The organism is Methanocaldococcus indicus, from assembly GCF_049554935.1.
GTDB classification, from domain to species: Archaea; AGJL01; Methanococci; order Methanococcales; family Methanocaldococcaceae; genus Methanocaldococcus; species Methanocaldococcus indicus.
The window spans coordinates 368,706-393,873 of sequence record NZ_CP186926.1 but is presented as its reverse complement, the minus strand read 5'-3'; the positions used below and the strand labels follow the sequence as shown (position 1 = coordinate 393,873).

General features: G+C 27.8%; 28 protein-coding genes. 9 read left to right on the top strand and 19 right to left on the bottom strand.

Features of this window, described 5'->3' with window-relative positions:
* Nucleotides 1–35: 35 nt before the first annotated feature.
* Complete coding sequence (locus tag ACPB8Q_RS02265) at nucleotides 36–1,382, top strand: TldD/PmbA family protein (RefSeq protein ID WP_423793053.1); 1,347 nt, start codon at nucleotides 36–38, stop codon at nucleotides 1,380–1,382.
* Here the strand turns inward: ACPB8Q_RS02265 and ACPB8Q_RS02260 are convergent.
* From ACPB8Q_RS02260 to ACPB8Q_RS02240, 5 genes are all read right to left on the bottom strand, one after another.
* Entirely contained in the window at nucleotides 1,369–1,779 is a 411-nt protein-coding gene (locus tag ACPB8Q_RS02260) for a hypothetical protein (RefSeq protein WP_423793052.1), read from the bottom strand. The genes ACPB8Q_RS02265 and ACPB8Q_RS02260 overlap by 14 nt on opposite strands.
* Before the next feature lie 69 nt (nucleotides 1,780–1,848).
* Nucleotides 1,849–3,156 carry an NCS2 family permease gene (locus ACPB8Q_RS02255; protein ID WP_423793051.1) on the bottom strand — a complete coding sequence of 436 codons (1,308 nt, stop codon included), beginning with the start codon at nucleotides 3,154–3,156 and terminating at the stop codon, nucleotides 1,849–1,851.
* Between the two features lie 19 nt (nucleotides 3,157–3,175).
* Nucleotides 3,176–3,604: a phosphatidylglycerophosphatase A gene (locus ACPB8Q_RS02250; protein WP_423793050.1), complete on the bottom strand. Its 429-nt coding sequence runs from the start codon at nucleotides 3,602–3,604 to the stop codon at nucleotides 3,176–3,178.
* Between the two features lie 60 nt (nucleotides 3,605–3,664).
* A complete protein-coding gene (gene mer, locus ACPB8Q_RS02245; protein ID WP_423793049.1) occupies nucleotides 3,665–4,660 on the bottom strand; it encodes a 5,10-methylenetetrahydromethanopterin reductase in 996 nt (331 codons plus the stop codon).
* A 76-nt stretch (nucleotides 4,661–4,736) separates the two neighbouring features.
* Nucleotides 4,737–5,816 (bottom strand): amidohydrolase family protein, encoded by a 1,080-nt coding sequence (locus ACPB8Q_RS02240; RefSeq protein ID WP_423793048.1) that lies wholly within the window; start codon nucleotides 5,814–5,816, stop codon nucleotides 4,737–4,739.
* A 182-nt stretch (nucleotides 5,817–5,998) separates the two neighbouring features.
* On the opposite strand from ACPB8Q_RS02240, the gene ACPB8Q_RS02235 reads away from it, so the two are divergent.
* Both ACPB8Q_RS02235 and mmp10 read left to right on the top strand, forming a co-directional pair.
* A complete protein-coding gene (locus ACPB8Q_RS02235; RefSeq protein WP_423793047.1) occupies nucleotides 5,999–7,009 on the top strand; it encodes a TRC40/GET3/ArsA family transport-energizing ATPase in 1,011 nt (336 codons plus the stop codon).
* 43 nt (nucleotides 7,010–7,052) lie between these two features.
* Nucleotides 7,053–8,288, top strand: a complete 1,236-nt coding sequence (mmp10, locus tag ACPB8Q_RS02230; RefSeq protein ID WP_423793046.1) for a methyl coenzyme M reductase-arginine methyltransferase Mmp10 — start codon at nucleotides 7,053–7,055, stop codon at nucleotides 8,286–8,288.
* Here the strand turns inward: mmp10 and mfnF are convergent.
* Entirely contained in the window at nucleotides 8,250–9,248 is a 999-nt protein-coding gene (mfnF, locus tag ACPB8Q_RS02225; RefSeq protein WP_423793045.1) for a (4-{4-[2-(gamma-L-glutamylamino)ethyl]phenoxymethyl}furan-2-yl)methanamine synthase, read from the bottom strand. The two genes, mmp10 and mfnF, sit on opposite strands and share 39 nt — an antisense overlap.
* A gap of 20 nt (nucleotides 9,249–9,268) precedes the next feature.
* Between mfnF and priS the strand changes: the two genes are divergently transcribed.
* From priS to rnp3, 3 genes are all read left to right on the top strand, one after another.
* Nucleotides 9,269–10,312: a DNA primase catalytic subunit PriS gene (gene priS / locus ACPB8Q_RS02220; RefSeq protein ID WP_423793044.1), complete on the top strand. Its 1,044-nt coding sequence runs from the start codon at nucleotides 9,269–9,271 to the stop codon at nucleotides 10,310–10,312.
* A 159-nt stretch (nucleotides 10,313–10,471) separates the two neighbouring features.
* On the top strand, nucleotides 10,472–10,747 hold the full coding sequence (locus ACPB8Q_RS02215) for a hypothetical protein (RefSeq protein WP_423793043.1): 276 nt from the start codon (nucleotides 10,472–10,474) through the stop codon (nucleotides 10,745–10,747).
* Complete coding sequence (gene rnp3, locus ACPB8Q_RS02210) at nucleotides 10,719–11,408, top strand: ribonuclease P protein component 3 (protein WP_423793395.1); 690 nt, start codon at nucleotides 10,719–10,721, stop codon at nucleotides 11,406–11,408. Before ACPB8Q_RS02215 ends, rnp3 begins: the two co-directional genes overlap by 29 nt.
* On the opposite strand, the gene ACPB8Q_RS02205 is transcribed toward rnp3, so the two are convergent.
* The 6 genes from ACPB8Q_RS02205 to ACPB8Q_RS02180 form a co-directional block, all read right to left on the bottom strand.
* Nucleotides 11,398–12,255, bottom strand: coding sequence for a PHP-associated domain-containing protein (locus ACPB8Q_RS02205; RefSeq protein WP_423793042.1), 858 nt, complete (start codon nucleotides 12,253–12,255; stop codon nucleotides 11,398–11,400). The two genes, rnp3 and ACPB8Q_RS02205, sit on opposite strands and share 11 nt — an antisense overlap.
* 4 nt (nucleotides 12,256–12,259) lie before the next feature.
* Nucleotides 12,260–13,681: an NAD(P)H-hydrate dehydratase gene (locus tag ACPB8Q_RS02200; protein ID WP_423793041.1), complete on the bottom strand. Its 1,422-nt coding sequence runs from the start codon at nucleotides 13,679–13,681 to the stop codon at nucleotides 12,260–12,262.
* A gap of 23 nt (nucleotides 13,682–13,704) precedes the next feature.
* Complete coding sequence (locus ACPB8Q_RS02195; RefSeq protein ID WP_423793040.1) at nucleotides 13,705–15,081, bottom strand: PFL family protein; 1,377 nt, start codon at nucleotides 15,079–15,081, stop codon at nucleotides 13,705–13,707.
* Between the two features lie 10 nt (nucleotides 15,082–15,091).
* On the bottom strand, nucleotides 15,092–15,958 hold the full coding sequence (locus tag ACPB8Q_RS02190) for an MBL fold metallo-hydrolase (RefSeq protein ID WP_423793039.1): 867 nt from the start codon (nucleotides 15,956–15,958) through the stop codon (nucleotides 15,092–15,094).
* Nucleotides 15,959–16,029: 71 nt separating this feature from the next.
* Complete coding sequence (locus ACPB8Q_RS02185; protein ID WP_423793038.1) at nucleotides 16,030–16,710, bottom strand: flagellin; 681 nt, start codon at nucleotides 16,708–16,710, stop codon at nucleotides 16,030–16,032.
* Between the two features lie 56 nt (nucleotides 16,711–16,766).
* Nucleotides 16,767–16,940, bottom strand: a complete 174-nt coding sequence (locus ACPB8Q_RS02180) for an AtpZ/AtpI family protein (RefSeq protein ID WP_423793037.1) — start codon at nucleotides 16,938–16,940, stop codon at nucleotides 16,767–16,769.
* Nucleotides 16,941–16,960: 20 nt separating this feature from the next.
* On the opposite strand from ACPB8Q_RS02180, the gene ACPB8Q_RS02175 reads away from it, so the two are divergent.
* Nucleotides 16,961–17,551, top strand: coding sequence for a hypothetical protein (locus tag ACPB8Q_RS02175; RefSeq protein ID WP_423793036.1), 591 nt, complete (start codon nucleotides 16,961–16,963; stop codon nucleotides 17,549–17,551).
* On the opposite strand, the gene ACPB8Q_RS02170 is transcribed toward ACPB8Q_RS02175, so the two are convergent.
* Entirely contained in the window at nucleotides 17,534–18,568 is a 1,035-nt protein-coding gene (locus ACPB8Q_RS02170) for a CheF family chemotaxis protein (protein WP_423793035.1), read from the bottom strand. The two genes, ACPB8Q_RS02175 and ACPB8Q_RS02170, sit on opposite strands and share 18 nt — an antisense overlap.
* 98 nt (nucleotides 18,569–18,666) lie before the next feature.
* Between ACPB8Q_RS02170 and ACPB8Q_RS02165 the strand changes: the two genes are divergently transcribed.
* Both ACPB8Q_RS02165 and ACPB8Q_RS02160 read left to right on the top strand, forming a co-directional pair.
* Nucleotides 18,667–19,818, top strand: a complete 1,152-nt coding sequence (locus ACPB8Q_RS02165; protein ID WP_423793034.1) for a geranylgeranyl reductase family protein — start codon at nucleotides 18,667–18,669, stop codon at nucleotides 19,816–19,818.
* Between the two features lie 4 nt (nucleotides 19,819–19,822).
* On the top strand, nucleotides 19,823–20,827 hold the full coding sequence (locus ACPB8Q_RS02160; RefSeq protein WP_423793032.1) for a TIGR01177 family methyltransferase: 1,005 nt from the start codon (nucleotides 19,823–19,825) through the stop codon (nucleotides 20,825–20,827).
* Here the strand turns inward: ACPB8Q_RS02160 and ACPB8Q_RS02155 are convergent.
* From ACPB8Q_RS02155 to ACPB8Q_RS02130, 6 genes are all read right to left on the bottom strand, one after another.
* Entirely contained in the window at nucleotides 20,799–21,416 is a 618-nt protein-coding gene (locus ACPB8Q_RS02155) for a ThiF family adenylyltransferase (RefSeq protein ID WP_423793394.1), read from the bottom strand. The two genes, ACPB8Q_RS02160 and ACPB8Q_RS02155, sit on opposite strands and share 29 nt — an antisense overlap.
* A complete protein-coding gene (locus ACPB8Q_RS02150) occupies nucleotides 21,416–21,985 on the bottom strand; it encodes a V4R domain-containing protein (protein WP_423793031.1) in 570 nt (189 codons plus the stop codon). Before ACPB8Q_RS02150 ends, ACPB8Q_RS02155 begins: the two co-directional genes overlap by 1 nt.
* A 132-nt stretch (nucleotides 21,986–22,117) precedes the next feature.
* Nucleotides 22,118–22,495: a CBS domain-containing protein gene (locus tag ACPB8Q_RS02145; RefSeq protein ID WP_423793030.1), complete on the bottom strand. Its 378-nt coding sequence runs from the start codon at nucleotides 22,493–22,495 to the stop codon at nucleotides 22,118–22,120.
* Complete coding sequence (locus ACPB8Q_RS02140) at nucleotides 22,488–23,513, bottom strand: H(2)-dependent methylenetetrahydromethanopterin dehydrogenase-related protein (protein ID WP_423793029.1); 1,026 nt, start codon at nucleotides 23,511–23,513, stop codon at nucleotides 22,488–22,490. Before ACPB8Q_RS02140 ends, ACPB8Q_RS02145 begins: the two co-directional genes overlap by 8 nt.
* A gap of 3 nt (nucleotides 23,514–23,516) precedes the next feature.
* Nucleotides 23,517–23,894, bottom strand: a complete 378-nt coding sequence (locus tag ACPB8Q_RS02135) for a DUF2209 family protein (RefSeq protein ID WP_423793393.1) — start codon at nucleotides 23,892–23,894, stop codon at nucleotides 23,517–23,519.
* A 10-nt stretch (nucleotides 23,895–23,904) separates the two neighbouring features.
* Nucleotides 23,905–25,083 carry a homocitrate synthase family protein gene (locus ACPB8Q_RS02130; protein WP_423793028.1) on the bottom strand — a complete coding sequence of 393 codons (1,179 nt, stop codon included), beginning with the start codon at nucleotides 25,081–25,083 and terminating at the stop codon, nucleotides 23,905–23,907.
* Between the last annotated feature and the right edge of the window lie 85 nt (nucleotides 25,084–25,168).

The window sequence follows — 25,168 nt, the reverse complement described above, 5'->3', positions numbered from 1 at the left end:
TTAAAATTAGATTATATTATTTTTTGGTGAGATTTATGAACATAGATATAGATAAGATAAATTTAGATATTGGGGATTATGTAGATGTTAGAATAGCTCAATCTGAAAGTAATAATTTGATATTAAAAGATGGAAATATTGAGGAGATTAGTTCAGGAGTAAGTTATGGAGTTTCTGTAAGAGTTTTGTATAAAAATGGTTGGGGTTTTGCTCTTTCAAATAAAATAAATAATATAAATGAACTAATTGAGAAAGCTTATAAGATGGCAAAACTATCAAATGAATACTCAAATAAAGAGGTAAAATTTAAAGAATATAAAGCTATAAAAGATAAATATGAAATTTCCGGAAAAATAAAACCTACTGATGTGGATATCAAAGATAAAGAAGAGATTTTATTTAATACATATAGTGAATTAAAAGATGATAAAATTAAAAGTGTAACTGTCAGTTATTCTGATGGCTACTCCAAAAAGATTTTTTTAAACAGTGAAGGGAGCTGTATTGAAAGTATAAAATATGGATGTTATTTAGGAATGAATTGTGTTGCAGAGGAAAATGGAAATTTACAATTTTCCTCTGAAAGAGTTGGAGGAGTTGATTTTAAAATAATTTTAGACAACTATCTAAATAAAGCAAAAGAGGCAAAAGATAGAGTTTTAAGATTATTAAATGCTAAAAAATGCCCAAAAGGTGAGTTTAAAGTTATATTGAATCCAGAATTAGCAGGAGTATTTATACATGAAGCTGTTGGACATGCTGCTGAAGCAGATTTGGTTTTACAAAATGATAGTGTATTTAAAGATAAATTAGGTGAAGAAGTAGGTAGTGAATATGTAACTATCATAGATAACCCAACTATAAAAGATGGTTTTGGCTCATATAAATATGATGATGAAGGTGTTAAAGGAAAAGAAACTGTAATTATTGAAAAAGGTATATTAAAGAGTTATTTGCATAGTAGAGAAACAGCTGGAAGATTAGATGCTGAATTAACAGGAAATGGTAGAGCAGAAGGATTAAATAAACCAATTGTTAGAATGAGCAACACCTACATAAAACCAGGAGATTGGAATTTAGATGAGTTAATAGAAGATACAAGGAATGGAATTTTATTAATTGGTTCAAGAGGAGGACAAGTAGATACTGGAAAAGGTATTTTCCAATTTTCAGCAGTTGAAGCAAGATTAATAGAAAATGGTGAATTAAGAGATAATTTAAGAGATGCTGGATTAAGTGGAGAGATTTTAGACATATTATTTAAAGTTGATGCAGTAACTAAGGATTTTGAGCTGAATATTGGATACTGTGGAAAAAATGGACAAACTGTCCCTGTTGGAGATGGAGGAGGATATGTAAGAACAATAGCTAATATATCTTAACCTTTAAAGGTTTTGATATGTTTATACTATTGTGAATTATAACAACTCTATTCCCTACATCTATTGTTGAGGTATTAACATTCTCTAACTTTACTCCATCTTCATAAGGAACAATTTTAATGTATATGGGACTATCAACATCAATAACATAATTTTTAATATAAACTGAGTAAGTTAAAGTTCCAACAGGTTTTAAAACAATTGTTATATTTTTTTGTTGGGAGTAAGATAATAAAATATAGTTATCAATAGTATCAGCAATATCTGAAAATCTATCTGCTAATAATGAGTAAGTTGTCTCTTTTGAGTTAAAGATTATTGTATAGGATAATACAGTACTTACCAATAACAAAAACAATACTGCTAAAATAGCATCTATTGCTATCTGCCCTCTCATAACAAACCCAGATTTTTTATTAAAAATATAATGATAAATGATAATAAAAATTTTTTTAGTATATTTAGCTTAATGACCAAGATAAATAAATCTTAAAGCAAATATTCCTGCTAAGATATAAACTAACCAATGAACCTCTTTGTATTTCCCAGTAAATACTTTTAGGACAACATATGAAATAAATCCAAGAGCTAAACCATTTGCAATACTAAATGTTAAAGGAATTGTTAAGAGTGTTATAAATGCAGGAATTCCCTCTGTATAGTCATCAAAATCAATGTATTTTATTGCCTTCATCATTAAAGCTCCAACTATAACCAAAGCTGATGCTGTTGCATATTCTGGAATTGCTTTAACTAATGGATAAAAGAATATTGACAATAAGAACAATATTGAAACTACAACTGCAACAAATCCTGTTCTTCCACCAACAGCAATTCCAGAGGCAGATTCTATATATGTTGTTACAGTTGAAGTTCCTAATATTGAACCTACAACAGTCCCAGTAGAATCTGCCATTAAAGCTTTTTCTATTCTTGGTAATTTTCCATCTTTATCTAAATATCCTGCTTGAGAGGCTAATGCTGATAATGTTCCTAATGTATCAAACAAATCAACAAAGAAGAAAGCTAAGACAATTGTTAATAATCCTAAATTTAAAGCTCCAATAACATCTAATTTCATAAATGTTGGAGCAATTGAAGGAGGTAAAGAAACTATTCCATCAGGGAATGGGGATAATCCTAAAATCATCCCTATTAAAGAAGTTATTATTATTCCTAATAGTATTCCTCCTATAACATTTCTACTAACTAAGATAGCTGTTAATAATATCCCAAACATTGCCAATGCTGTTGTTGGATTTAAAAGATTACCTAATGTAACATAAGTTGCTTTACTTGCTACAATAATTCCAGCAGCTTTTAACCCTATAAAAGCTATAAACAATCCAATACCAACAGCAGTTCCATACTTAATAGCATTAGGAATAACATTAAAAATCCAACTTCTAATTTTTGTTAATGTTAAAATAACAAACAAAACACCTGAAATAAAGACTGCTCCTAATGCAACTCTCCAATCAATTCCCATCCCTAAACAAACTCCATAAGTAAAATAAGCATTTAATCCCATTCCAGGTGCTAAGGCAAAAGGATATCTTGCATAAACACCCATTATAAAAGTAGCTATTGCTGATGCTAAGCAAGTAGCAACCATAACAGCTCCAAAGTCCATTCCTGTCTTTGAAAGTATTGCTGGATTCACAAAGATAATATAAGCCATAGTCATAAAAGTTGTTAGTCCTGCTAATGTCTCAATTTTTATATTAGTATTATACTTTTCAAACTCAAAAAACTTCTCTATTGCTTTTAGCATATTTTTTCACCAAAAATTTTTATTTTTCAAATACTTTGCTCATACATCCAGCCAACAATCCAGCAATTGCATCATCTAAAAACATATAACCTTCTCTATCCAACTTACCAATAACTCCAGGTTTATGCTTATCATAGAATCTAAAATTAAATATAGCTTTTGTCCCTGCTATTTCATTTGCAATAGCTAAGCCAATAACTTCATCAACATAAATATAGTTTGGGTCATCATGATAATTAAATGGAAGGTTCCCTTTTTTTCCTTCTTTATCTAATAAAAAAGCAGCTATCAATAAAACTGATACATTTGGATTATTTAAACTATCTATAATAATTTTCTCTAACTTTTCTTTAACTTTTGGAATCTCATTCTTTTCTCCAACATACAACATTAAAGCACTATCAATGAGTTCATCAATTTTTATATTTAACTTATTTAATATATCCATATCTAACCATCTGCTATATAACTATATATAATTAAAAAATTAAAAAATAGATAATAAAATTTACTCTTTTAATGCTGGAATAACTTTTTTACCAATTAATTTAATAGCAGTTTCTTTGTTTGGTCCTATTGGAGAACCTGCAACTATTTGTGTAACTCCAATATCTAAGAGTTTCTTACATTTCTCAACAACTTCTTCAGGTGTTCCATATATTGAGAATGCCTCTAACATATCATCATCAACTAATCCAAATGCAGTTCCAAAGTCCCCTTTCTTCAATGCTTCTCTTATTTTTTCTACTTTTTCTTTATCAATTCCATGTCTTTCTAATACAACTGGTGGAGAACCAGCTGCTATGAATGCAACAACTGGAACAGCAGCTTGTTTAGCTTTTTCTGATTTTTTATCAACTGACATACATGCATAAGCAGCAACATCTATATCTTCTATTTTCTTACCAGCAGATTCAGCCCCTTTCTTAATTAATGGAATAGCTGCTTCAAAGTCTTTTGGATTTGAAGCATTAATTAATACTCCATCTCCAATAGCTCCAGCAGTTTCTAACATTTTTGGTCCTTGTGCTCCAATATAAACTGGAACATTTGAGTGTGGTTTAACTGCTAATGCTGCTCCAGCTAATTTAACAATTTTTCCATCAAAAGAAACTCTTTCTCCTGCTAATAATTTTCTTATAACTTCAACACTTTCCTTTAATGTAGTAACTGGTTTAACCCACTCAATTCCTAATGTATCAAATGTAGCTTTATCTCCTGGACCTATTCCTAAAACAGCTCTACCTCCTGAGAGTTTATCTAATGTAGCTATTGCAGATGCAGTTACTGCTACATTTCTTGTATATGGATTTGTAACTCCAGGACCTAATTTAATTTTATTTGTGTTCATTGCGATAGCTGTTAATGCCATGTAGACATATCTGTTGTTGTAGTGGTCAGTTATCCAACAGTACTCAAATCCATTATCTTCTGCTAATTTAACATAGTAGCATAATTTTTGTATTGGTTCATTAGGAACAAACTCTATTCCAAACTTTACCATCTTATCACCAAAATTTTTATCTTATATTATAAATTTCCTAACAATCTAAAATAAATACTTATAGGTATAATTAATTTTAATATATTATATTAAGATTTATAATATCTCCTTTTTCAACCCTAAACAATGAAGCAACAATATCTTTACTAAATAAAAAAGCATTTTCTTTTATAATAGTAAAGATTGGTTTGTATCCTTCCTCAATTAATCCTATTTTATCAAGATTTAATATTTTTGCATTGTTTATAGTAGCCATTCTTAAAATTTCTTTTGGTTCTAAATGATACAATCTAAAAATATATTCCATTTCTCTAAATATAGATGGAGAGTTTATCATAAAATTATCTGTTCCTAAGCCAAGAGTTAAATTTTTTAATTTCTCTAAATTAGGTATCCCAACATTTAAATATAGATTTGCTCTAACACATAATACAATAGGAATATTTTTCTCTTCTAAGATAGAAATATCATTATCTGTAAGATGGACTCCATGAACTATAAATGATGGTATAACTCCTAAATCAATTAATCTCTCTAATTCAGTTTTATTATATTTTTTTAAGCTAAATTCTACTGCTTCTTTATGCTCAGCTACATGTATCCCAAAAAGTTTATTGTTTTTTAAGCATTCTTTATAAACAGCTTTTAGAAAATTATCTGAGTTTTCATTTGCACCACTTAAATTTATACCATCAGCTATCTTTAATATCTCTTTGCATTCTTCTAAGCTTGATGGTCTTCCTAAAACAACTCCTTTGACTTTACTCTTATTCAAACACTCTTTTAAAAGTTTAACTCCATCTAATCCATTTTCTCTAAAATCACAAAAAATTTTAACACCAAAATCTTCTAAATCTTTTAATCCATATAAAATCCCTCTTTTTATATCTTCATTTGAGAGAACTTTTAAATATTTATGTTTTAGTCCATTTGGAGGCTTAACCAATTCATCCAAAGTTTTATTAACACCAATATCTTTTATTATATTGTCTGCTATGTGAGTATGAGCATTTATTACTCCCGGAATAAATAGTCCATTAACTTTTAAATCTTCCTTTTCATTTGTAAATCCTTTAATTTCTCCATCTTCAATAATTATAGTTCCCTCTTTAATTTCAAAATCTTCACCAACTAAAAATTTGGACTTTATTAGCATAAAAATTCCCATTTAACTTGATTTTATTATTTTTATTATTTCTATAATTCATTTTCATTTACAATAATTATTTAATTTTTTAAGTTTAATCTTAATTACTATATAGCATTCATTATCAAACTTACCTATATATACATCATGGCTTTATTAAAATAAAGACAAATTTTATAGGAGTGATAGTTATGTTATCAAAAATAAAAAATACATTAAGAGATATAACTGAAAAGAAATTAAAAAAAGATAGTGGAACAAAGTATATTATGTTTGGAGGAAAAGGAGGAGTTGGAAAAACTACAATGAGTGCTGCAACTGGTGTTTATTTAGCTGAAAAAGGATATAAAACTGTTATTGTTTCAACTGACCCAGCTCATTCTTTAAGAGATATTTTTGAGCAAGAGTTTGGTCATGAACCTACTCCTGTTAAAGGTGTAGATAATCTATATGTTGTTGAGATAGACCCAGAAAAGGCAATGGAAGAGTATAAAGAAAAATTAAAAGCTCAAATTGAAGAAAATCCTATGTTGGGAGATTTATTAGAAGAGCAGTTGGAAATGGCTTCACTTGCACCTGGAACTGATGAATCTGCTGCTTTTGATGCATTTTTAAAGTATATGGATAGTAATGAGTTTGATGTAGTAATTTTTGATACTGCTCCAACAGGACATACTTTGAGATTTTTAAGTATGCCTGAGATAATGGATAAGTATATGACAAGATTAATTAAAATTAAGAAACAGATGAGTGGATTTATGAAGATGATGAAAAGATTCCTTCCTTTTGGTGGGAAGGATGAGGATATTGACTATGACAAGATGCTGAAAGATTTAGAGGAGATGAAAAAGAGAATAGAGAAGGCAAGAGCTATATTGTCAAATCCTGAAAGAACAGCTTTTAGATTGGTAGTTATTCCTGAGGAGATGAGTATATTAGAAAGTGAGAGAGCAATGAAAGCTCTTCAAAAATTTGGTATCCCAATAGATGCAGTTATAGTAAATCAACTTATCCCTGAAAATGTTCAATGTGAATTTTGTAGAGCAAGGAGGGAGTTGCAACTAAGAAGATTAGAAGAGATTAAGGAAAAATTTGGTGACAAAGTTATTGCTTATGTCCCACTCTTAAAAACAGAGGCAAGAGGTATTGACACATTAAGAGAAATAGCTAATATATTATATGGAGAAGAGGAGCAAAATTAAATTATAATATTTAATTTTTAATTTTTTATTTCTTGGGATAGATATGGAGAGTAGGTTATTATTAGACTTAAAAGGGGAGCCAGGAGTTAATTGCAATGGATTTTGTAAGTTTTGCTATTTTAGAAAGTTAGATAAAAATAATTTATATCCCTTAGGTTGTAAGTATTGCCAATTTACAGTAGGTTGTGAATACTGTACATACTCAGTTAGAGAAATTAATGGAGATTTTTTACCAATTCCTATGGTTTTGATGAATTTACAAAGTTCTTTAATTTTTAAGAGATATAAAAAAGTTTCTTTAACAGCTGGAGGGGATGTAAGTTGTTATCCATTTTTGGAAGATTTATGTAAAGCAATATCTAACTTTAATTTAAAAATCCATTTAGGTTATACATCTGGCAAAGGTTTTAATAATGAAGAGATAGCAAAAAATTTAGTTGATTATGGTGTTGATGAAGTCACTTTTTCTGTCTTTTCAACAAATCCAAAGTTAAGAAAAGAATGGATGAATGATAAAAATGCTGAAACAGCTTTAAAATGCTTAAAATATTTTTGTGAAAATTGTGAAGTTCATTGTGCTATAATTGTTATTCCAGGAGTAAATGATGGAGAAGAACTTTTTAAGACTATAAGTGATTTAGTAGATTGGGGAGCTAAGGCAGTTATATTAATGAGATTTGCAAATACAGAAGAACAGGGCTTAATTTTAGGAAATGCCCCAATAATTGAAGGTTTAAAGACACATTCAGTTGAAGAATTTAAAAATATTGTTAAGAAAGTTTATGAAGAATTTGGAGATTATATAAGAGTTTCAGGAACTCCTCTATATGACCCAGTAACAAATACACCATTTGCTATTGCAAAGGAAGAAAAAATTTTAGAAAAATTGAGAGATAAAGTTGAAGGAGAAGCAACTATAATAACAGGAAAGATAGCTTATCCTTACTTAAATAAAATATTTGAAAATACTGATGTAAATGTTGTTAAAGTTAATAAAGATATAGCTGATTTAATAACATCCAAAGATTTAGAAAAAATAGATTTAAGAGAGGTTAAAGATACTGTCTTTATTCCCGCTAATGCATTTGTCCATACAAATGTAGCTGAGGAAATTTTAAGAAGGGATGGAAAAGATAGGATAGTTGTTAGGGGAGTAGAAAGCTTAACATTAGATGGAGAAATTAGTGGCAGTTATTCAAAAAAGGAAGCCATTGAATTTGAAATTAAAGCTTTTGAGGAATTAATTGGAATGATTAACTTCTTTGGAATCAAGAAATAGTTTTAATAGATTAGCAACAGAAAAACTTGGTAAAGCTAATGACACCTCCTTATTGTATTTTTCTTTTATTGATACTATATTATATCCTTTTAAAGCATCTTTTAATATCTCCTCTCCCAAACCAGTTATAACTATATCATCTATATTATATCTCTTTATATTACTATCTACTTCCTCTTTAATTAGGTTTATAAGTTTATTGTAAAAGGTTTTTGCCAAGTAAATTAGTTCATCATCACATATTAACTCTCTATCAGCACATAAAACCCTTGCTAATCTTGTTAAACATCCATCTAAATCTTTTTTTCCATTGTCAGGAGTATCACATGTATAATCATCAATAGATATCTTACCTAAAATTAAGGAAATGTCTGCTGTTATTGAAAAATATTCAGAGGATATATTTGTTAATCTATTTCTAAATTTTATTTTATTAGCTAAAAAATGTAGTGGAGTCCTTAAAGTCCCTACATAGAGGAGTTGATTATTCATCAATCTATCTAAATCTGTTTTTTCAGCTAATATATTTTTATCTTTTATGGGAATTATATCTGTTGTTGTTGAGCCCATATCTACAAATATACAACTCTCTTTAACAAATTCAGAGATAAATTTAGCTGATGCAACCCAATTACTCGCAGAAACATTTAAATAGTTTTTTATAGCTTCCTCAGGTGTTAAAAAATTACCATTAACATCTAAAATATATATTGGGCAATTAAATACACTTTTGATTTTGGTTATAATATCTAAAACTCCTTCTTTTTTTGTTTTATAGCAATCAGCTAATTCTGCTGTAAAAACTAATCCTACATAGTCAGGATTATAATCTTTCAAAATATCTTTTAATTTTTCCTTATCTTTCCAAAAAGGCAAATATTTAGATTCTATATGATAAGAGTTATTATCTAAGAGAGTTATTTTAGTATTAGCTCCACCAATATCTAAACCTAAAATCAAAATTTTCACCTGTGAGATTTATGGAGAATATAATAAACAGATTGTATAAAAAATATTATCTATATGCTATAAAAAACAATATTTTAGAAGTTCCAGAGTTTATTGAGTATAGAGAATTTGGATATGGAAAAAAGAATAAAGTTGATAATAGAAACATATCTTTTAAAAATGAGAAAGAATATAAAAGTTGGATTTTAAATATTGTTCCTTATCATATATATAAATCATTGGCAATAATGAGATATCCTTCTAATTCAGGTGGTGCTGATAAGAAGGGAGTTATTAGAAGAGAGATTGCCTTTGATTTGGATATTAAGAAAACTAAGAGATGTAATCATGATGACAATTGGATATGCAAATATTGCTTAGAAGAAGGAAAAAAGCAAACTCTTTATTTAATTGAAGAGTTTTTATTTCCTGACTTTGGATTTGATGAAGAAGATATAAAAATAGTTTTTAGTGGTAATAGAGGATACCATATATATCTCTCTCCTAAAAATGAAAATATTAAAGAGATTATTGAACATTACTCAAAAGATGAAAGAAGATTTTTAACATCATATATATTGGGAGAGAACTTAACATTAAAAAATGTTGGATTTGGTTGGAGAAGAAGAATAGCCAAAAAATTAAAGGAAAAAGGAATAATAAAGAATGAAAAAAAATTTCTTAATAATAAAAATTTAGAAAGCATTATAAAGAAATATAAGGAAACTACACAAAATAAAATATATAAAACTATTGAAGAATTGAAGAGTATTGAGTTAGATAAGAAAGTTATGGAAGATGATATTAGATTACTGAGAGTTATTAACTCACTCCATGGATATACTGGATTTATTGTTAAAGAGCTCACATATAAAGAGTTAAAAACTTTTAATCCATTAAAAGATGCAATATTTGAAGAGTTTGAAAATATATTCTTTGATGTTGATATTGTTGATAACAAAAAATTTTCAATAGAAATTAATGGTAAAAAATATACAAACAAAAGTAAAAAACTTACTGCCTCAGCTTTATTGTTTTTGTATGGACATAATATAAAATTTAATATCCACACATAATATTAGTAAATCTAATATACACATATTTACAATTTTAATAAATATTTTAATATATATTGTGCAATAGAGTTTCTACAAAAACCTACATAAGCATCTATATAGAAAATTGCAAATAAATTATATTAATGATGACTTACCATAATTATTTATTGTGATACAATGTTATGTGATAATGACCCTAATGGTAAAAATGAATTAGAAGAAATAATAGTTATAGATAAACTAATAAAACAAATAGCATATATAGACAAAAATTTAGAATCCAATTGTCTAAAAGCATTAATTATATATAGATTGTTAAAAAATTATGATAATGATATTGTAGATAAAATTATGTTCTATATTGACCAAAATGGACATCTTAAATATTTATTAAATTTAGTAGAGAGCATTAACAATGGTAATAATGGTAATGGACATAAATACTTTAAATAATGAGGAAGATTTAAAACTATTTAAAAAATTTAATTGGAATGGTTTTGTTTATTATCAGTATTGTGAAGATTTTTCCAAAGACAAATATTATGAAGTTAGTGAAATAGCTAAGAGATTAAACTTAAAAGTGTATTGTGGAGTAAAGATAAGAGCTGAAAAAAAGAAAGAACTTAGAAAGAAAGTAAAAAAGTTTAGAGATAAGTGTCATATTGTAATGGTTGAAGGAGGAAACTTAGATATAAACAGATATGCAGTAGAGATGCATGATGTTGATATTCTTTCAACTCCTGAATTAAATAGATTAGATAGTGGAATAGACCATGTTTTAGCAAGATTTGCCAGTGAGCATAGAGTAGCTATTGAGATAAATTTTGGATATCTATTAAAAAAAGATGCATATGAAAGAGCAAGACAACTCATATTTTTTAGAAGAAATCTAAAATTAGCTAAAAAATATGATACTCCTGTTGTTGTCTCAACTGATTGTTATGATAAATATACTATAAAAAATTCTTATGATATTAGAGCATTTTTAAATACATTAGTTGATAGAGAATATTCCTGGAAAATATTAACTACATTAAGAAAGATTTGTGAGTATAGAGAATACTTAATGAATGACAATGTTGTTAGATATGGTGTAGAAATTATTAAAGAGTAAGGTTTGAAAATACTCTTTTAGCTTTCCATTTTAAGTAGTAATTCCCTAAAATTCCTGATATTATAGGGAGTGGTGTTGTTAAATATATAGCTCCACTAACAACTCCTAAAACTTTTTTATAGAACTTTATATTTTCCTCCAATATAAAAGATTTTAAAAGCTTTTTCTCTCCTTCATATACAACCTTATAGCTCCATAATATTATTTGATGAAGAGGTGTTGGTTTTCCATAAAATGATGTTCTTCTATTCTTTATAGCTTTATATAAATCATCTACTGAATTTCCCTCAAATAGTGTATATGCATTACCTATCATTTTAGATATATGTGCATCACTACTTCCAATAAATGCAAATGGCTTTTTATGATAGTTTTTTATAACTTTACTTAATGCAATGTTATTTATTATTCCATCTCTATGATATGCATTAAACACTTCAACTCCATCCAAATCTAACTCAAAAATCTTGTCTCCCAACGCTTTGCATATTGGGCTATATGGATGGGGTGCTATAGCTAAACCTCCTTGCTCTTTAATTAATTCAATAGTTTCCTCAGCAGATAATCCTTTTGGTATTTCTTCATTTAAAAACAGCCCAATTATCTCTCCATCTTTTGACATTATTTCTGAACCAACAATAACATCTATTCCAAACTCCTTAGATAATTTTTTTGTCTCTATTCCTCCTTTTATAGTGTTGTGGTCAGTTACAGCAATAACATCTAAACCTTTCTTTTTAGCATATTTTAATATTGTTCTTGGTTCTTCAACTGAATCCAAATATTTTAATTTCCAATATCCTCCAACACCAGAATACTTAGAATGAATATGTAAATCAGCTTTCATACTTTCACATAAACAACTTTATAACATTAGGAATCTTTTCAATAACTTCCAAAGTTGTATAGTTGTATCCTTTTTCTTTTAATAATAAATCACCAGCATATCCCAATATAAATGCTGAACAACATGCAGAAAGGAAGGCATCATTTTTAACAAATAATGAGCCAGTTAATCCAGCTAAAACATCTCCAGTTCCTCCTTTTGTAAGTCCAGAATTTCCAGTTATATTTATTTTTATATTTTCACAGTTAAATATTATATCTTTTTCACCTTTTAAAAGTATTGTTGAATAAAGCTCTTCAATATTAAATTTTATATATTCAAATTCTTTTTTATGTGGTGTAAATATAAATCTATCTTCAAATTCAAATTTTTCATAATCAATCATTTTTATAGCATCTGCATCAATAACAACCTTTTTATTGGTTTCCTCTAAGAATTTATTTACAAATTCCTTAGTTTTTTCATTAATTCCTAAACCATTTCCCAATACAATAACATCATACTTTTTAGAAATATCTAAGAGATAATCTAAACAATCAACTGAGAGATACTCATCATCAACTGAGTAACAAATAAATTGTGGATTCTCTATTTTTTCTATAACCTTCTTAACTGAGAAAATCCCAACTAAATCAACAAATTTTAAACTTACTAATCCAGATAAAATAGGAGCTCCAAAATAATCCTTACTTCCTCCAACAATTAATACCTTTCCATTCTTTCCTTTATGTTTGCCTCTTTCTTTATTTAAAGCTCTTAAATCTCCAAAACCAACAATATACTCAGCTTCTTTTGGAATGCCTATCTCTTTAACAACAGGCTCTTTTTTGTTAATTGTTTTTTTCTTATGGAAAGTTACAACTAAATCAGATTTTAAATCTCCTGTCTCAATATCAACACTTACAACATATAAATTTTTGTTTTTTTCTTTACATAAGTTTATTTTTTCAACAACAGTTTTATATGGCTCTCTTAATTCTCCTCTAACACCAGTACCAAGCATAGCATCAACAACTAAAATATCATCTTTTTCTAACCTTTTGAATATATCTTCTAACTCATTAAGTTGTTTAACTTCCCTAACTTTTATATTTCCAAAGATAGAAAGATTTTTTAATATTTTGAAGTTTTCTCTTGCTTCATAAGTTTTTATATCCTCTTCCTTACCCAATAAAATAACTTCTCCTCTATTCAAAAATCTTGCAACAACAAAACCATCTCCTCCATTGTTTCCAGTCCCACAGAAGATAATAGGATATTTATTAATATTTTTAATTTCATCATAAACTGCCTTTCCAGCATTTTCCATAAGTTGTAGTTTGCTAACTCCTAAGTATTCTGCATTGTCATCAATTATAGCCATCTCTTTTGGAGTTATAACATCCTTTTCTTTTATTTTTTCTTTAAGTTTAAAAAATAGTTCCATATTCTCACTCTATTAATTAGTTATTAATTAGTTAATGCTTGTATTGGTGCTGGAATTCTTCCTCCTCTTTTTATAAACTTCTCAGAAGAATATTTATTTACTTTCATAACAATAGCTTTCCCTAACAATCCTCCATAATCTACTTCATCTCCTTCCTTAGCATTTGGAATAGGAATAATTCTCACAGCAGTTGTCTTGTTGTTTATAACTCCAATAGCCATCTCATCTGCTATAATTGCTGATATTGTTGTTGCTGGAGTATCCCCTGGAATTGCTACCATATCTATACCAACAGAACATACACAAGTCATTGCTTCCAACTTATCTAAACTTAAAGCCCCAGCTTTAACTGCCTCTACCATCCCACTATCTTCACTTACAGGGATGAAAGCTCCACTTAAACCTCCTACATAACTTGTTGCCATAGCTCCTCCTTTTTTAACAGCATCATTTAATAAAGCTAATGCTGCTGTTGTTCCATGTGTTCCACATTTCTCTAATCCCATAGCTTCTAAGATATTAGCTACACTATCTCCTTTTGCTGGTGTAGGAGCTAATGATAAATCAATTATTCCAAATTTAACATTTAGTTCTTTAGAAACTTCCCTACCAATTAGTTCTCCAACTCTTGTAATCTTAAATGCTGTCTTTTTAATTTCATTTGCCAATGTTCCTAAATCAGCATCTTTTAATCTTTCTACAACTGCCCTAACAACTCCTGGTCCAGATATTCCAATATTTATAGCCTTGTCTCCTTCTCCAACTCCATGAAATGCTCCAGCCATAAATGGATTATCTTCAGGAACATTTGCAAATACAACAAGTTTAGCACAACCAATAGCTTTCTCTGTCCTATATGCAGTCTCTTTTATTATTTCTCCCATCCTCTTTACAGCATCCATATTTATTCCAGTTTTTGTAGAAGCAACATTTATAGAAGAGCACACTCTTTCAGTTTTTTCCATCATGTATGGAATAGAATCAATTAATGCCTTATCAGCAAAAGTAGAATCTTTATGAACTAATGCAGAATATCCCCCTAAAAAATCAACACCTACCTCCTTAGCTGCTTTATCTAATGTTTTTCCTATCTCAACTAAGCATTTTATTCTTTCTTCATATTCAAAATCTTTTATAGCTCTCCCAACAATTAATGATATTGGTGTTACAGATATCCTCTTATTAACTATTGGGACACCATATTTTTCTTCTACTTTTATACATACTGGAACTAAATTTTCAGCTGAAGAAACAATTTTATTGTATATGTTTTCTTTTAACTTATCAATATCATCAGTTGAGCAATCTAACAAAGATATTCCCAAAGTTACAGTTCTTAAATCTAAGTTCTCCAATTTAATCATTTTAATAGTTTCAATTATCTCCTCTGGTTTAAACATCTAATCCCTCCTAAAACTTTATTTTTCCATTTCTTATATCTTTTCTATAAGCCTCTAATAAAATATTATCCTTTCCTAAGAATTCAGCAGAAGTTTTAAACTCAATATCAATCTTCTCTCTAAATTTTTTGTCTCTAAGGAGATGATGGTCTATAATAATTATAGGATTCAATTTTTCTACAATTTCCTTTAAAAACTTATTTGTTTTCTCTAAGTTTTTCTTTCCATACCTAAACATTAGATATGTTGGTGGCCCTCCTAAATATATAATATTTGGTTTCTCTTTTAAAATAAAGTCCATAACATCTTCATACAGAATTCCTTGAATATCTGATGTGTGTAAAAATTTTGTCTTATTATCATCTATTAAGGTCATAATAACATATCCTAATTTATCATCTTTTCCATGAGGTATTGGTTTAGAGAATTTTATCCTTGTATTTCCAAATTTAAATTCTTTTCCATCTGCATACTCTATTTTTTTAGCTAAGTTTTTAACATTTTCTAAAAATTCTTTGGCCCTTTTTCTTTGGCTTTCATTTATAAATTCTTCAGGATGCTTAATTAATAAAATTTTATCTTTATATATCTTAGAGGCATAATCTTTTGATTCCAAATAAATATCATCAAAAAATGGAGTGTAGTGGTCATAATGGTAGTGAGAAATGATTATTATATCAGAATCTAAGCAACATTTATTTATTATTTCTCTTAATTCTTTCAATCTTCTAAATTCTTCTTCATTTGGCTCTAATCTGTATCTATCTGGAGCTATAGCAACTCCTGGGTCAATTACTATTTTTAAATTATCTGTTTCAACATAAGTAGCCATACTTCTGACTCCTAAACTCTCACAAGCTAATGGAACAATTTTCATAAACAACACCAAAAAAAGAATTTTTATTAAATTGAAAATCAAATAAATAAATGATTAAAAAATTAAGATTTTTATTGTAAAACAACTACATTTGTATTAAATGATGATGGAGCATAGAAGTCAATAATTCCTGAAGCACCATATTCTGGAATAACCTCTCCATAAATATGTTGTCTTGGATATATTGGTAATCCTATTTTATCTAAATCTATAGCTAAAGCTACTTTATCTCCAAAGTTTATAGTTGGATGAGCTGTATTATTAGTTGAACCATCTGCATCTTGGATAACTATAACTCCGAAGTATGCATTATCATCTGTTATGGCATTAGCTAATGGAGTCCAAACACTATCATTTGCTACAGTTGAAGTAAATAATCCATCAATTCCTTCTATTGCTGAGTCATAGTAGTATGAACCGTTGTAATAAACTAAGGATACTTTTTTTACACCATTAGAGATTGTTACTATTGTAGTACTTAAGTCAATTTCTCCTCCAACATTTGGAGTTACAATGATGAGCATTCTATCTATTTTCTGCTTATCAAATGTATATCCATAAACATTTAAAACTTGGAGCCCACTTGCGACTTGTTTGGTAGATTCCTGACCTACTCTTGCTGCTTTGTGTTGTAAGTTTGCTGCTGTGGTTATAATTACCGCAGCCGCTATTGACGCAACTAATACCAACGCTATAAAAATTATCAATGTTCCTATCCCTATTGCCCCTTTCTTTGATTTTATAAAATTCATAATAATCACCAAAATTTTGTCTTATATATTATATATAAAATTTTATTATAAAATTTTTATTGCTCAATATTTTTAACAAACTTGTAAATTCTATAAAATCCAGAAATAACTCCAAGTATAAAAAATATAGGAATAAATATATTGTTGTTAAAATGTTTGGCTAATATATAACCAACAATCAATCCAATAACAATACTACTTACTAATTCAAATGCTATATCTTTAATCATAATTTTCTTAGGTGAGTTTTTTGAAATTATTAAAAATCTTGCTATTGGGTGGAATTCTCATAAATGTTCCAATATTAAACTTTTGGTGTTTAAGCTTTCTTATAGATGTCACTCCAAGAATAGATTTTTTTAGAAGATTTATCTTAGGGATTAAAGTATTTGTAGTTATGTTCTTATATATACTAATTCCATTAATATTGATGTTTATTGGAATTTTAGATATTGAACTATATATATTGGCAAATAAAAACTTCTTAAATATCTATATTGATGTATTTTTAATAATAATCTCATTGATAATACTTAAAATAACATTATTACTTTTACCTTTTTCTTTGAAGTATCTAAAAACATACAATAAGATTGTGCTATTTAAAAAAGAATTTTTAGAGTATTTAAAAGGATATTTTAAAGAATTGATTATAACTTATTTTATAATTAGTATCTTAGTCCTTCTAAGTTTTTTTGTTTTAATTATCCCTATCTTTATTAAGAATATAATTATCTATTTATTTTCTTTATATATCTCTGGTTTGTTATCTTTTTATTCTATAATTATATTTGGAAAGTTTGTAGAAAAATTAAATAATAATTTAGAAGTTGGAAACTAAGTAGTTAGTTATAGCTCTACCTTTCTCACTTAATTCAACTTCTTTTCTAACTCTAACTAATCTTAATAAACCTTTATCAATTAAGTCATCTAATATTCTCTCTACTTCATCTACATCCATTCCCAACATAGTGGGTAGTTCTAATGAAGATATTCCAGTGTATAGAGCTACTAAAATCTCTTGTTCCTCAGGTTTTAATTTTTCAATTTCACTTTTAATTTTTTCTCCTGAGAATGCCTCAGCAGCAAATTCAGATATTATTTCATCTTCAGATTTTGGTAATAAATCTTTTACAGCATGTTTATATTTTGTAAGATTTGCTAAATATCTTAAAATAAATAATCTTGTTTTATTATCAGTATATAAGTATGATGTTATACTTTCATTGTTTTTTACTTGTTTAATTTCTAATGCCTCAACTGTTTCTCCATCAATAACTTTCTCTTTTAATCTCATTGCTTCTATATTTGTAAATACATTATATACCTTAGGTTTTTCTTCTTCAAATACTACAACCACTAAAATTTCTTTACTACCTCCAACAGATGATTTCTTTTGTATAAAGTATAGTTGCCCATCTTCCCATTTTGCATTTGGGTCTAAAGAACCTCCTTTCATTGCAGCATACTGTATTTTTACAGGTTTTTTGTGTAAAAGGACATAAAACAACTTACTTAAGAATGCATCAAGTGGTTTTCTACCATACATAGAAGTTTCAGGAGCAAAACCAACCATTGTTTTTTCCATTTCTGGTGGATTGAAAATTATGGATGAATGGTATGTAATATCTTCTAATGCAGATTTTGCAATTTCTATAGCTTTTCTTGGTAGTTCTACACCAATATCTTCAATATACTCTAATTTAATTCTCATCTTTTTATTTGGAAATATAAATTCAATACTATCATCATATAAAATAATCTCTAATTTTTCCCATTTTAAAGCAGGATTTTTTAAAGTATATTGATTTAGTAATATACCTTTACCACTGAATTTAGTTATTACTTTTGACATCATTCTCACCATTTAAATTATCAGAAATAGATTTTTCAGAATATTTATATTCTGTTCTATAATATATTAGCTTTGTAATATTAAATTTTTGGTGAGAAGATTTGTATGATGTTGTTATTATTGGTGGGGGAATTGCTGGCTCAATAACTGGGAGATTTATTAAGGGAAATGTGTTAATTGTTGAGGAGCATAAATCTATTGGAACTCCTCTACAATGTGCAGGAATTATTAGTGTTAGAGCAGCTAAGGAATTAGATTTTCCAAAAGGATTGGTTAATAAGGTTAGAGGAGCTTATATATATTCAAAAAATAGTATGTTAGAAATTGAGAGTAAAGAGATTAAAGCACATGTATATGAAAGGAAAGTAATGGATAAAGATATTGCTATAAAAACTGCTAAAAAATGTGATTATCTTTTAAAAGCTTATGCAACAGTTGAGAGAGAAAAAAATAATTATATTGTTAAAGTTAAACACTTTGATGAAGAATATACCTTTAAACCAAAGGTTGTAGTTGGAGCTGATGGAGTTAAATCAACAATAGGAAAAAAAGCTAATTTAATAAAAAATAAAGATAGAGAAATTCTATCAAGCTGTCAATTTGAATTTGTAAATGTATCTGTTGATGATGACTTTGTCTATATATTCTTTGATAAGAAATATACAGAAAATTTTTTTATTTGGATTATCCCAATGGGAAAGGATAGAGTTAGAGTAGGATTATTATCCAAAGGAAATGCACACAACAATTTAATTAATTTTATAGAGAATCATCCAGTAGCAAAAGATATACTTAAAAAAGCTACACCAATTGAGTTCTCTTCTGGGGCTTTACCAATAGGATATATAAATAGGTCTGTCAGAGATAATTTATTATTAGTTGGAGATGCTGCATGTCATGTAAAACCACTAAGTGGAGGAGGTATATACTACTCAACATTAGCTGGAAAAATTGCTGGAAATATAATAACAGATTATTTAAATGGAGAAGAAAATTTAAAAAATTATGATAGAGAATGGAAGAGAGTTTTTGGAGATGATATAAAAAAAGGTTTATGGTTGAGGAAGATAATATATAGATTAGATAATAAAACATTAGATAAAATTTTTAATAAGTTAAAAGATAGTGAAATTATTGATTATATAAATAAATATGGAGATATTGAAGAACAGGCAAAAATTACATCTCATGTTTTTGATTATTTAAAAAACAAATTTGGATTTAACTTGTTGAAATTTCTATTTTTTAAGTGATAAAATGAGAGTAGGTTATAAGCTAAGTGGTGAGCATAAATCTTTACCTTATGAAGAGTTAAAAGCACTTTTAGAATTGTATAATTATAAAAATTCAATACATAGGTTAGGAAGATATGTAATAACAAAAGAAAGTTATGGAAAAGAGATAGTTGATAGAGCTGGATACATAGATGAAAGCCATGAAATTCTATATATCCACAATAACTTAAATTTGAATGAATTTTATAACAACATAAATAATTTAAATTTTCAAATAAATGGTTCATTTGCAGTTAGAACTCTAAAATTAGATAAGGAATACTGTAAAGACATAAATAGCTTAGATGTTGAGAGAGAAGTGGGAAGAATAATTAAAGAGAAAACAAATGCAAAAGTAAATTTAAGCAATCCAGATAATTTAATAAAAGTAGTTTTTTTAAGAAATAGAATTATTTTAGGAAAGGTTATAGCTCAAAGAGACAGAGAATATTTTAAAAAAAATAGACCTCATTTAAGAAAATTCTTCCATCCAGGATGTATTCTGCCAAAGTTAGCAAGGGCTATGGTAAATTTAGCAAGAGTAAAAGAGGGAGATATTGTTTTAGACCCATTTTGTGGGACAGGAGGATTTTTAATAGAGGCAGGATTATTAGGAGCTAAATTAATTGGAGTAGATATAGATTGGAGAATGGCAAAAGGGACTTTGATAAACTTAGAGGAATATAATTTATTAGATAGAGTTATAAAAGTAGAGTGCTTAGATTCAAAAAATATAAAAGAGTTTTTAAATAACTTGGGAATTGACAAGGTAGATGCTATTATCACAGACCCTCCTTATGGTATATCAACTGCTAAAAAAGGAGAGATTGAAAAGATTTTAAACATTTTAATTGATGTTCTAAAAGATGATGGCTACTTTGTTTTTGCATACAACAGATTTGTTAAGTTAGATTTAGAGCTAAAAAATTTATTTAAGATATATATACATAAGAATTTAATTAGACATATCCATATTTACCATAAATAACTTTTAATGTCTCTAAAACTATCTTTTTTGCCATTTCATCTAATGTGTATGGAGTTATTGGTAAAAAATCTTTTATAAATCTCTCTGTTCCCACAACAGTAAAACCTTCTTTATCTAAATTTAGCAACTTAGCTGGACCTCTTGTATATTTTGCATCAGAAACTTTAACATTCTCTTCAATACCAAAAACTCCATTAGTTCCAATAGGTTTTATATTGTTATTAAAGCAATATTCAACTATCTTTTTTGTTATCTTTAATGTGTCTCCACCAGCTATGCAAATAATAGCTACATTTCCCTTAATTAAATTTAAATTATCTTCATTTATATCTACTCTATATGCTTCAACTCTCTCATTAAAAAATCTTTTAGCAAAATCTACCTTATATTCTCCAACTTTTCCCCCTAATTTTCTATGAATAATGTCATTCTCATCTATCTTAGCTGAGTCAAAAATATAAAGTTTTTTTACTCCTCCTCTATGCACTTCCAATAAATCAAAAGCTACTCTAACTCCTAACCTTCCACAACCTATTAAACTAACTTCACCTAATGGCTTCAATTTTTTTTCCAATTCCTCAATCATAATTATTCCTTTATTTCTTCAACTTCAAAATAACAGCCATCATAACCCTGTGCCATACATTTAACTTCATCTACAACTACCTTCTTATTTAAAATATTTTCTATAATTCCTGCTAATAAACCTGCATCAAAGTAACATATTGGTTCATCTTTTTCAATATCTTCACAAAATGCACATTCTTCTATTTTAATAGTTAATGGTTTTCTTTTTATTATTTTAACTTTACCTAAATTATTTACTGAGAAAAATTTTTTTAATTCTCTAAATGTTTTTATATCTAAGGATTTTCCAAATTCATAACCTAAATCATACAGTGTTATCTCAGAACCACAGTTTTTTAGCTTGTTGTATGTTGTTAAGACAAATATTTTAAATAACTCAACAGGAATTGTTGCTCTCTTTTTCCTTTTTCTTCTAAATTGCATTTTGTTTTTATCATAATATTTTCTTAGATATTTTAAGGCATCATCTATAAGATATTTATCATTAGGAATCTCTTTTTTATCTTCAACAAATAGTGTTTTGTATATTTCATAATCTTTCTTGGATGATATATTTATAGATACTTTCATAATAATCACCAAAATAAATTTAAATATATGACCAGTGTTTTAAAATAAAAAACAAAACTTAGTAATAGTCTTTATAACTATAATTTAAAATTAAAAATTTATCTTTACGAAAATCTAAAAAAAATAGTAAAATTATTCCTTATTTTTTAGATACTTTATAATATCAAAGACTGATAAAGTCCCAACAACTTCATCATTATCATTAACTACAGGATAAGCTACAACTTCATTTTTTATCATTTCATCAATTAATTCATCAGTTAGCTCATCATTTTCATTTAAAATCTTAATTTCATCAATTAATAGCATTAAATCTTCTAACTTTGAGTGCTTACATCCAGCTAATAAATCCAATGCAGTTATCCAGCCAACTAATTTATTGTCTTCAACAACAGGAGCATAAGATTTCCTTTCTCTATATAAATAATTTACAACTTCTCCTCCAATATCATTAGGAGAAAAAACTATAAAATCTTTGTTCATAACATCTTTAACTTTTATTTTACTCATATAACCCCTTCATAGCTCTTTTTATTGCACCTTCAGCAGCTTTTTCTCCCAAAATTGAAATAATCTCATTTATCAATAGTTGGGAGCTTACAGGAATTGTTGGGTTTATTGTTCCTTTTTCTTTTAGTTTATCTAAATCTCCATCTATTTTCTCTAACAGTTCAATAGCTAATTTTATGTCAGTTTGTTCATCTAATAAAACCATTGATTCAGCACTTTTAATAACCAATTCCTTATCAAAAACTTTTAATAGACCTTCTATCCCTGATGTCTCAATTAATGCTGCTAATGTTTCCAAACTCATTACTATTTGCTTTTCAATCATCTTCTTAGGAGCTTTTATAACTTTTCTACCAACTGTGTAGTAATCCAAAATACCAATTAAAGCAACTGCTGTAACTAAAACGCCCATATCTGCAAATATAGGGCTTACATCTGCTGGAACTAAATAAGGTTTTTTTCCACAACTCTCTGCCAATTCTTTTAATTTATTTATTTGTTCATCTGTTGCCAACTGTTTGTTATTTAGTGTTGATGTTGAGATAACATAATGTTTATGTTGTGGAGTTCCAGGAACAGCTGCAGGATGGAATGAAGAAATTCCAATATCTTTCCTTTTTAATCTTAATAAAGACTCTAAATTAAGATATAGCACTATTGGAGATACAGTGCAAGTATTACAAATAACAGCATTTTCAGGGAGATGCTCAATAATATTTTTTGCAAGTTTTATTGTATGTTTTCCAAATGGAGTAAAGAGAATATGCACTTCTCCATGTTTAGCTCCTTCTAAGTCATCATTGACTACTTTAACCCCTGCATCATCAACTTTTTTCCACAGTTCCTCACTCATAACATTTTTATTTACTTCACATAAAACAATATCATGCCCAGCATTAGCTAAATCCATCGCAATCCTTGCCCCTCCATAAGGTGGCTCCCCTCCAAATCTCTCTGGTAATTTTAATTTATTTATATATAACTCCTGATTTCCTGCTCCATATACTGTTACTTTCATAATTTATCTACCAATTAAATATTTTCTAAATGAATATGAAACATGATGAGCTATATTTATTGCCTCTTTTTCCCCTCTTGTTTTTGGGAATATAACTTTTTTCTTGAATATTGAATATAGCATTTCATTGTCAATATTAAAAAATTCTCCTTTTTCACATAGAATATAATCAAAATCTTCAAATTTGCTGATAAGTTCTTTCATCTCATTGACAATATCTCTTAACTTCTGACTTTTACTTTCTTTTACTAAGATATCTATTTTTTCAACATGAACAATTCTATCAGCCAATATCTCAACTAAAACTCCTGCATAAACTCTAAAAAATTTTCCTTCATGGTGATGTCTTCCAGATATATCTATTGCTAATACTTTTATTATCTCACCAAAATTATTTTAAAATGTTATTAACAATCTCTAAAAATTTTTTATCATCAATAATTATTCCACTTTCTCTAAGCTCTTTAACCTTTTCAACTATCTTATTTAATTTATCTTCATCTACTTTTATGCCCATTAACTCTAATTTATATCTTATAGCATTTTTCCCTGAATGTTTCCCTAAAATAATATTTCTCTTTAATCCAATTTTTTCTGGAAGAAATGGTTCATAAGTCAATGGATTTTTTATAACAGCATCTACATGTATTCCACTTTCATGTGAGAATACAAGTTCTCCAACTATTGGTTTATTTTTTGGAACTTTTATTCCAGAGTATTCTTCAACCATCTTACATAACTCTGGAAGAACTTCTAAATTTAATTTTAAATCTACATCATATAAAACTGTTAAAGCCATTATCAATTCTTCTAAAGCTGTATTTCCAGCTCTTTCACCAATCCCATTAACTGTTGTAGAAACAGCTTTTGCTCCAGATATTAAGCCATATATTGAATTTATTAAAGCTAAATTAAAGTCATTATGACAATGCACTCCAATATAAGCAGAGGTTAAATTTTCTTTTAAATTTTTAACAATAAACTCCATAGATTGTGGTGTTGCTACTCCTGTTGTATCTGCAATATGAACTCTATCTGCCTTAGCTTCTTCAGCCTTCTTATGAACTTTAATTAAATCTTCTATTGGAGTTCTTGTAGCATCTTCTGCTGAAAAAGCAACAAATAATCCATGGTCTTTTGCATACTCAACAGCTTTAATAGCAATTTCTAAAATCTCATCCAAAGATTTGTTAAACTTATACTTTAAGTGTAGAGGAGATGTAGCTATAAATGTAATAATTCCATCTACATCACAATCAATAGCTATATCAATATCCTCCTTTTTAGTCCTACATAATGCTAATATAACAGCATTTAAACCTTCATTAGCTATAGCTTTCACTATCTCAGCTTCTCTTTTTGAAACTCTTGGAAATCCTGCCTCTATCTGAGGAATTCCCAATTCATCCAATTTTCTTGCAATTTCTAATTTTTGTTCTTTTGTGAAACAAACTCCAGGTGTTTGTTCTCCATCTCTTAATGTTGTATCATAAATAATTATGTCCTTTAAATCTAATTTTGGGTTATAAGGACATGGAGCTTTCCAACTGTCTGTATATAAAAAATCCATAGTTTATTCACCAATTAAATTGTTGTATATAAATATAATACTTAATTTTATAGCTTTGGGCTACTTATGATATTAAAGTAATAAA

What these genes read in the sequence shown, in the direction of transcription:
- ACPB8Q_RS02265 (WP_423793053.1), top strand. Translation starts at nt 36, where the DNA reads ATGAACATAGATATAGATAAGATAAATTTAGATATTGGGGATTATGTA.
- ACPB8Q_RS02260 (WP_423793052.1), bottom strand. Translation starts at nt 1,779, where the DNA reads ATGAGAGGGCAGATAGCAATAGATGCTATTTTAGCAGTATTGTTTTTG.
- ACPB8Q_RS02255 (WP_423793051.1), bottom strand. Translation starts at nt 3,156, where the DNA reads ATGCTAAAAGCAATAGAGAAGTTTTTTGAGTTTGAAAAGTATAATACT.
- ACPB8Q_RS02250 (WP_423793050.1), bottom strand. Translation starts at nt 3,604, where the DNA reads ATGGATATATTAAATAAGTTAAATATAAAAATTGATGAACTCATTGAT.
- mer (WP_423793049.1), bottom strand. Translation starts at nt 4,660, where the DNA reads ATGGTAAAGTTTGGAATAGAGTTTGTTCCTAATGAACCAATACAAAAA.
- ACPB8Q_RS02240 (WP_423793048.1), bottom strand. Translation starts at nt 5,816, where the DNA reads ATGCTAATAAAGTCCAAATTTTTAGTTGGTGAAGATTTTGAAATTAAA.
- ACPB8Q_RS02235 (WP_423793047.1), top strand. Translation starts at nt 5,999, where the DNA reads ATGTTATCAAAAATAAAAAATACATTAAGAGATATAACTGAAAAGAAA.
- mmp10 (WP_423793046.1), top strand. Translation starts at nt 7,053, where the DNA reads ATGGAGAGTAGGTTATTATTAGACTTAAAAGGGGAGCCAGGAGTTAAT.
- priS (WP_423793044.1), top strand. Translation starts at nt 9,269, where the DNA reads ATGGAGAATATAATAAACAGATTGTATAAAAAATATTATCTATATGCT.
- ACPB8Q_RS02215 (WP_423793043.1), top strand. Translation starts at nt 10,472, where the DNA reads ATGTTATGTGATAATGACCCTAATGGTAAAAATGAATTAGAAGAAATA.
- rnp3 (WP_423793395.1), top strand. Translation starts at nt 10,719, where the DNA reads ATGGTAATGGACATAAATACTTTAAATAATGAGGAAGATTTAAAACTA.
- ACPB8Q_RS02205 (WP_423793042.1), bottom strand. Translation starts at nt 12,255, where the DNA reads ATGAAAGCTGATTTACATATTCATTCTAAGTATTCTGGTGTTGGAGGA.
- ACPB8Q_RS02200 (WP_423793041.1), bottom strand. Translation starts at nt 13,681, where the DNA reads ATGGAACTATTTTTTAAACTTAAAGAAAAAATAAAAGAAAAGGATGTT.
- ACPB8Q_RS02195 (WP_423793040.1), bottom strand. Translation starts at nt 15,081, where the DNA reads ATGTTTAAACCAGAGGAGATAATTGAAACTATTAAAATGATTAAATTG.
- ACPB8Q_RS02190 (WP_423793039.1), bottom strand. Translation starts at nt 15,958, where the DNA reads ATGAAAATTGTTCCATTAGCTTGTGAGAGTTTAGGAGTCAGAAGTATG.
- ACPB8Q_RS02185 (WP_423793038.1), bottom strand. Translation starts at nt 16,710, where the DNA reads ATGAATTTTATAAAATCAAAGAAAGGGGCAATAGGGATAGGAACATTG.
- ACPB8Q_RS02180 (WP_423793037.1), bottom strand. Translation starts at nt 16,940, where the DNA reads ATGATTAAAGATATAGCATTTGAATTAGTAAGTAGTATTGTTATTGGA.
- ACPB8Q_RS02170 (WP_423793035.1), bottom strand. Translation starts at nt 18,568, where the DNA reads ATGATGTCAAAAGTAATAACTAAATTCAGTGGTAAAGGTATATTACTA.
- ACPB8Q_RS02160 (WP_423793032.1), top strand. Translation starts at nt 19,823, where the DNA reads ATGAGAGTAGGTTATAAGCTAAGTGGTGAGCATAAATCTTTACCTTAT.
- ACPB8Q_RS02150 (WP_423793031.1), bottom strand. Translation starts at nt 21,985, where the DNA reads ATGAAAGTATCTATAAATATATCATCCAAGAAAGATTATGAAATATAC.
- ACPB8Q_RS02145 (WP_423793030.1), bottom strand. Translation starts at nt 22,495, where the DNA reads ATGAGTAAAATAAAAGTTAAAGATGTTATGAACAAAGATTTTATAGTT.
- ACPB8Q_RS02140 (WP_423793029.1), bottom strand. Translation starts at nt 23,513, where the DNA reads ATGAAAGTAACAGTATATGGAGCAGGAAATCAGGAGTTATATATAAAT.
- ACPB8Q_RS02130 (WP_423793028.1), bottom strand. Translation starts at nt 25,083, where the DNA reads ATGGATTTTTTATATACAGACAGTTGGAAAGCTCCATGTCCTTATAAC.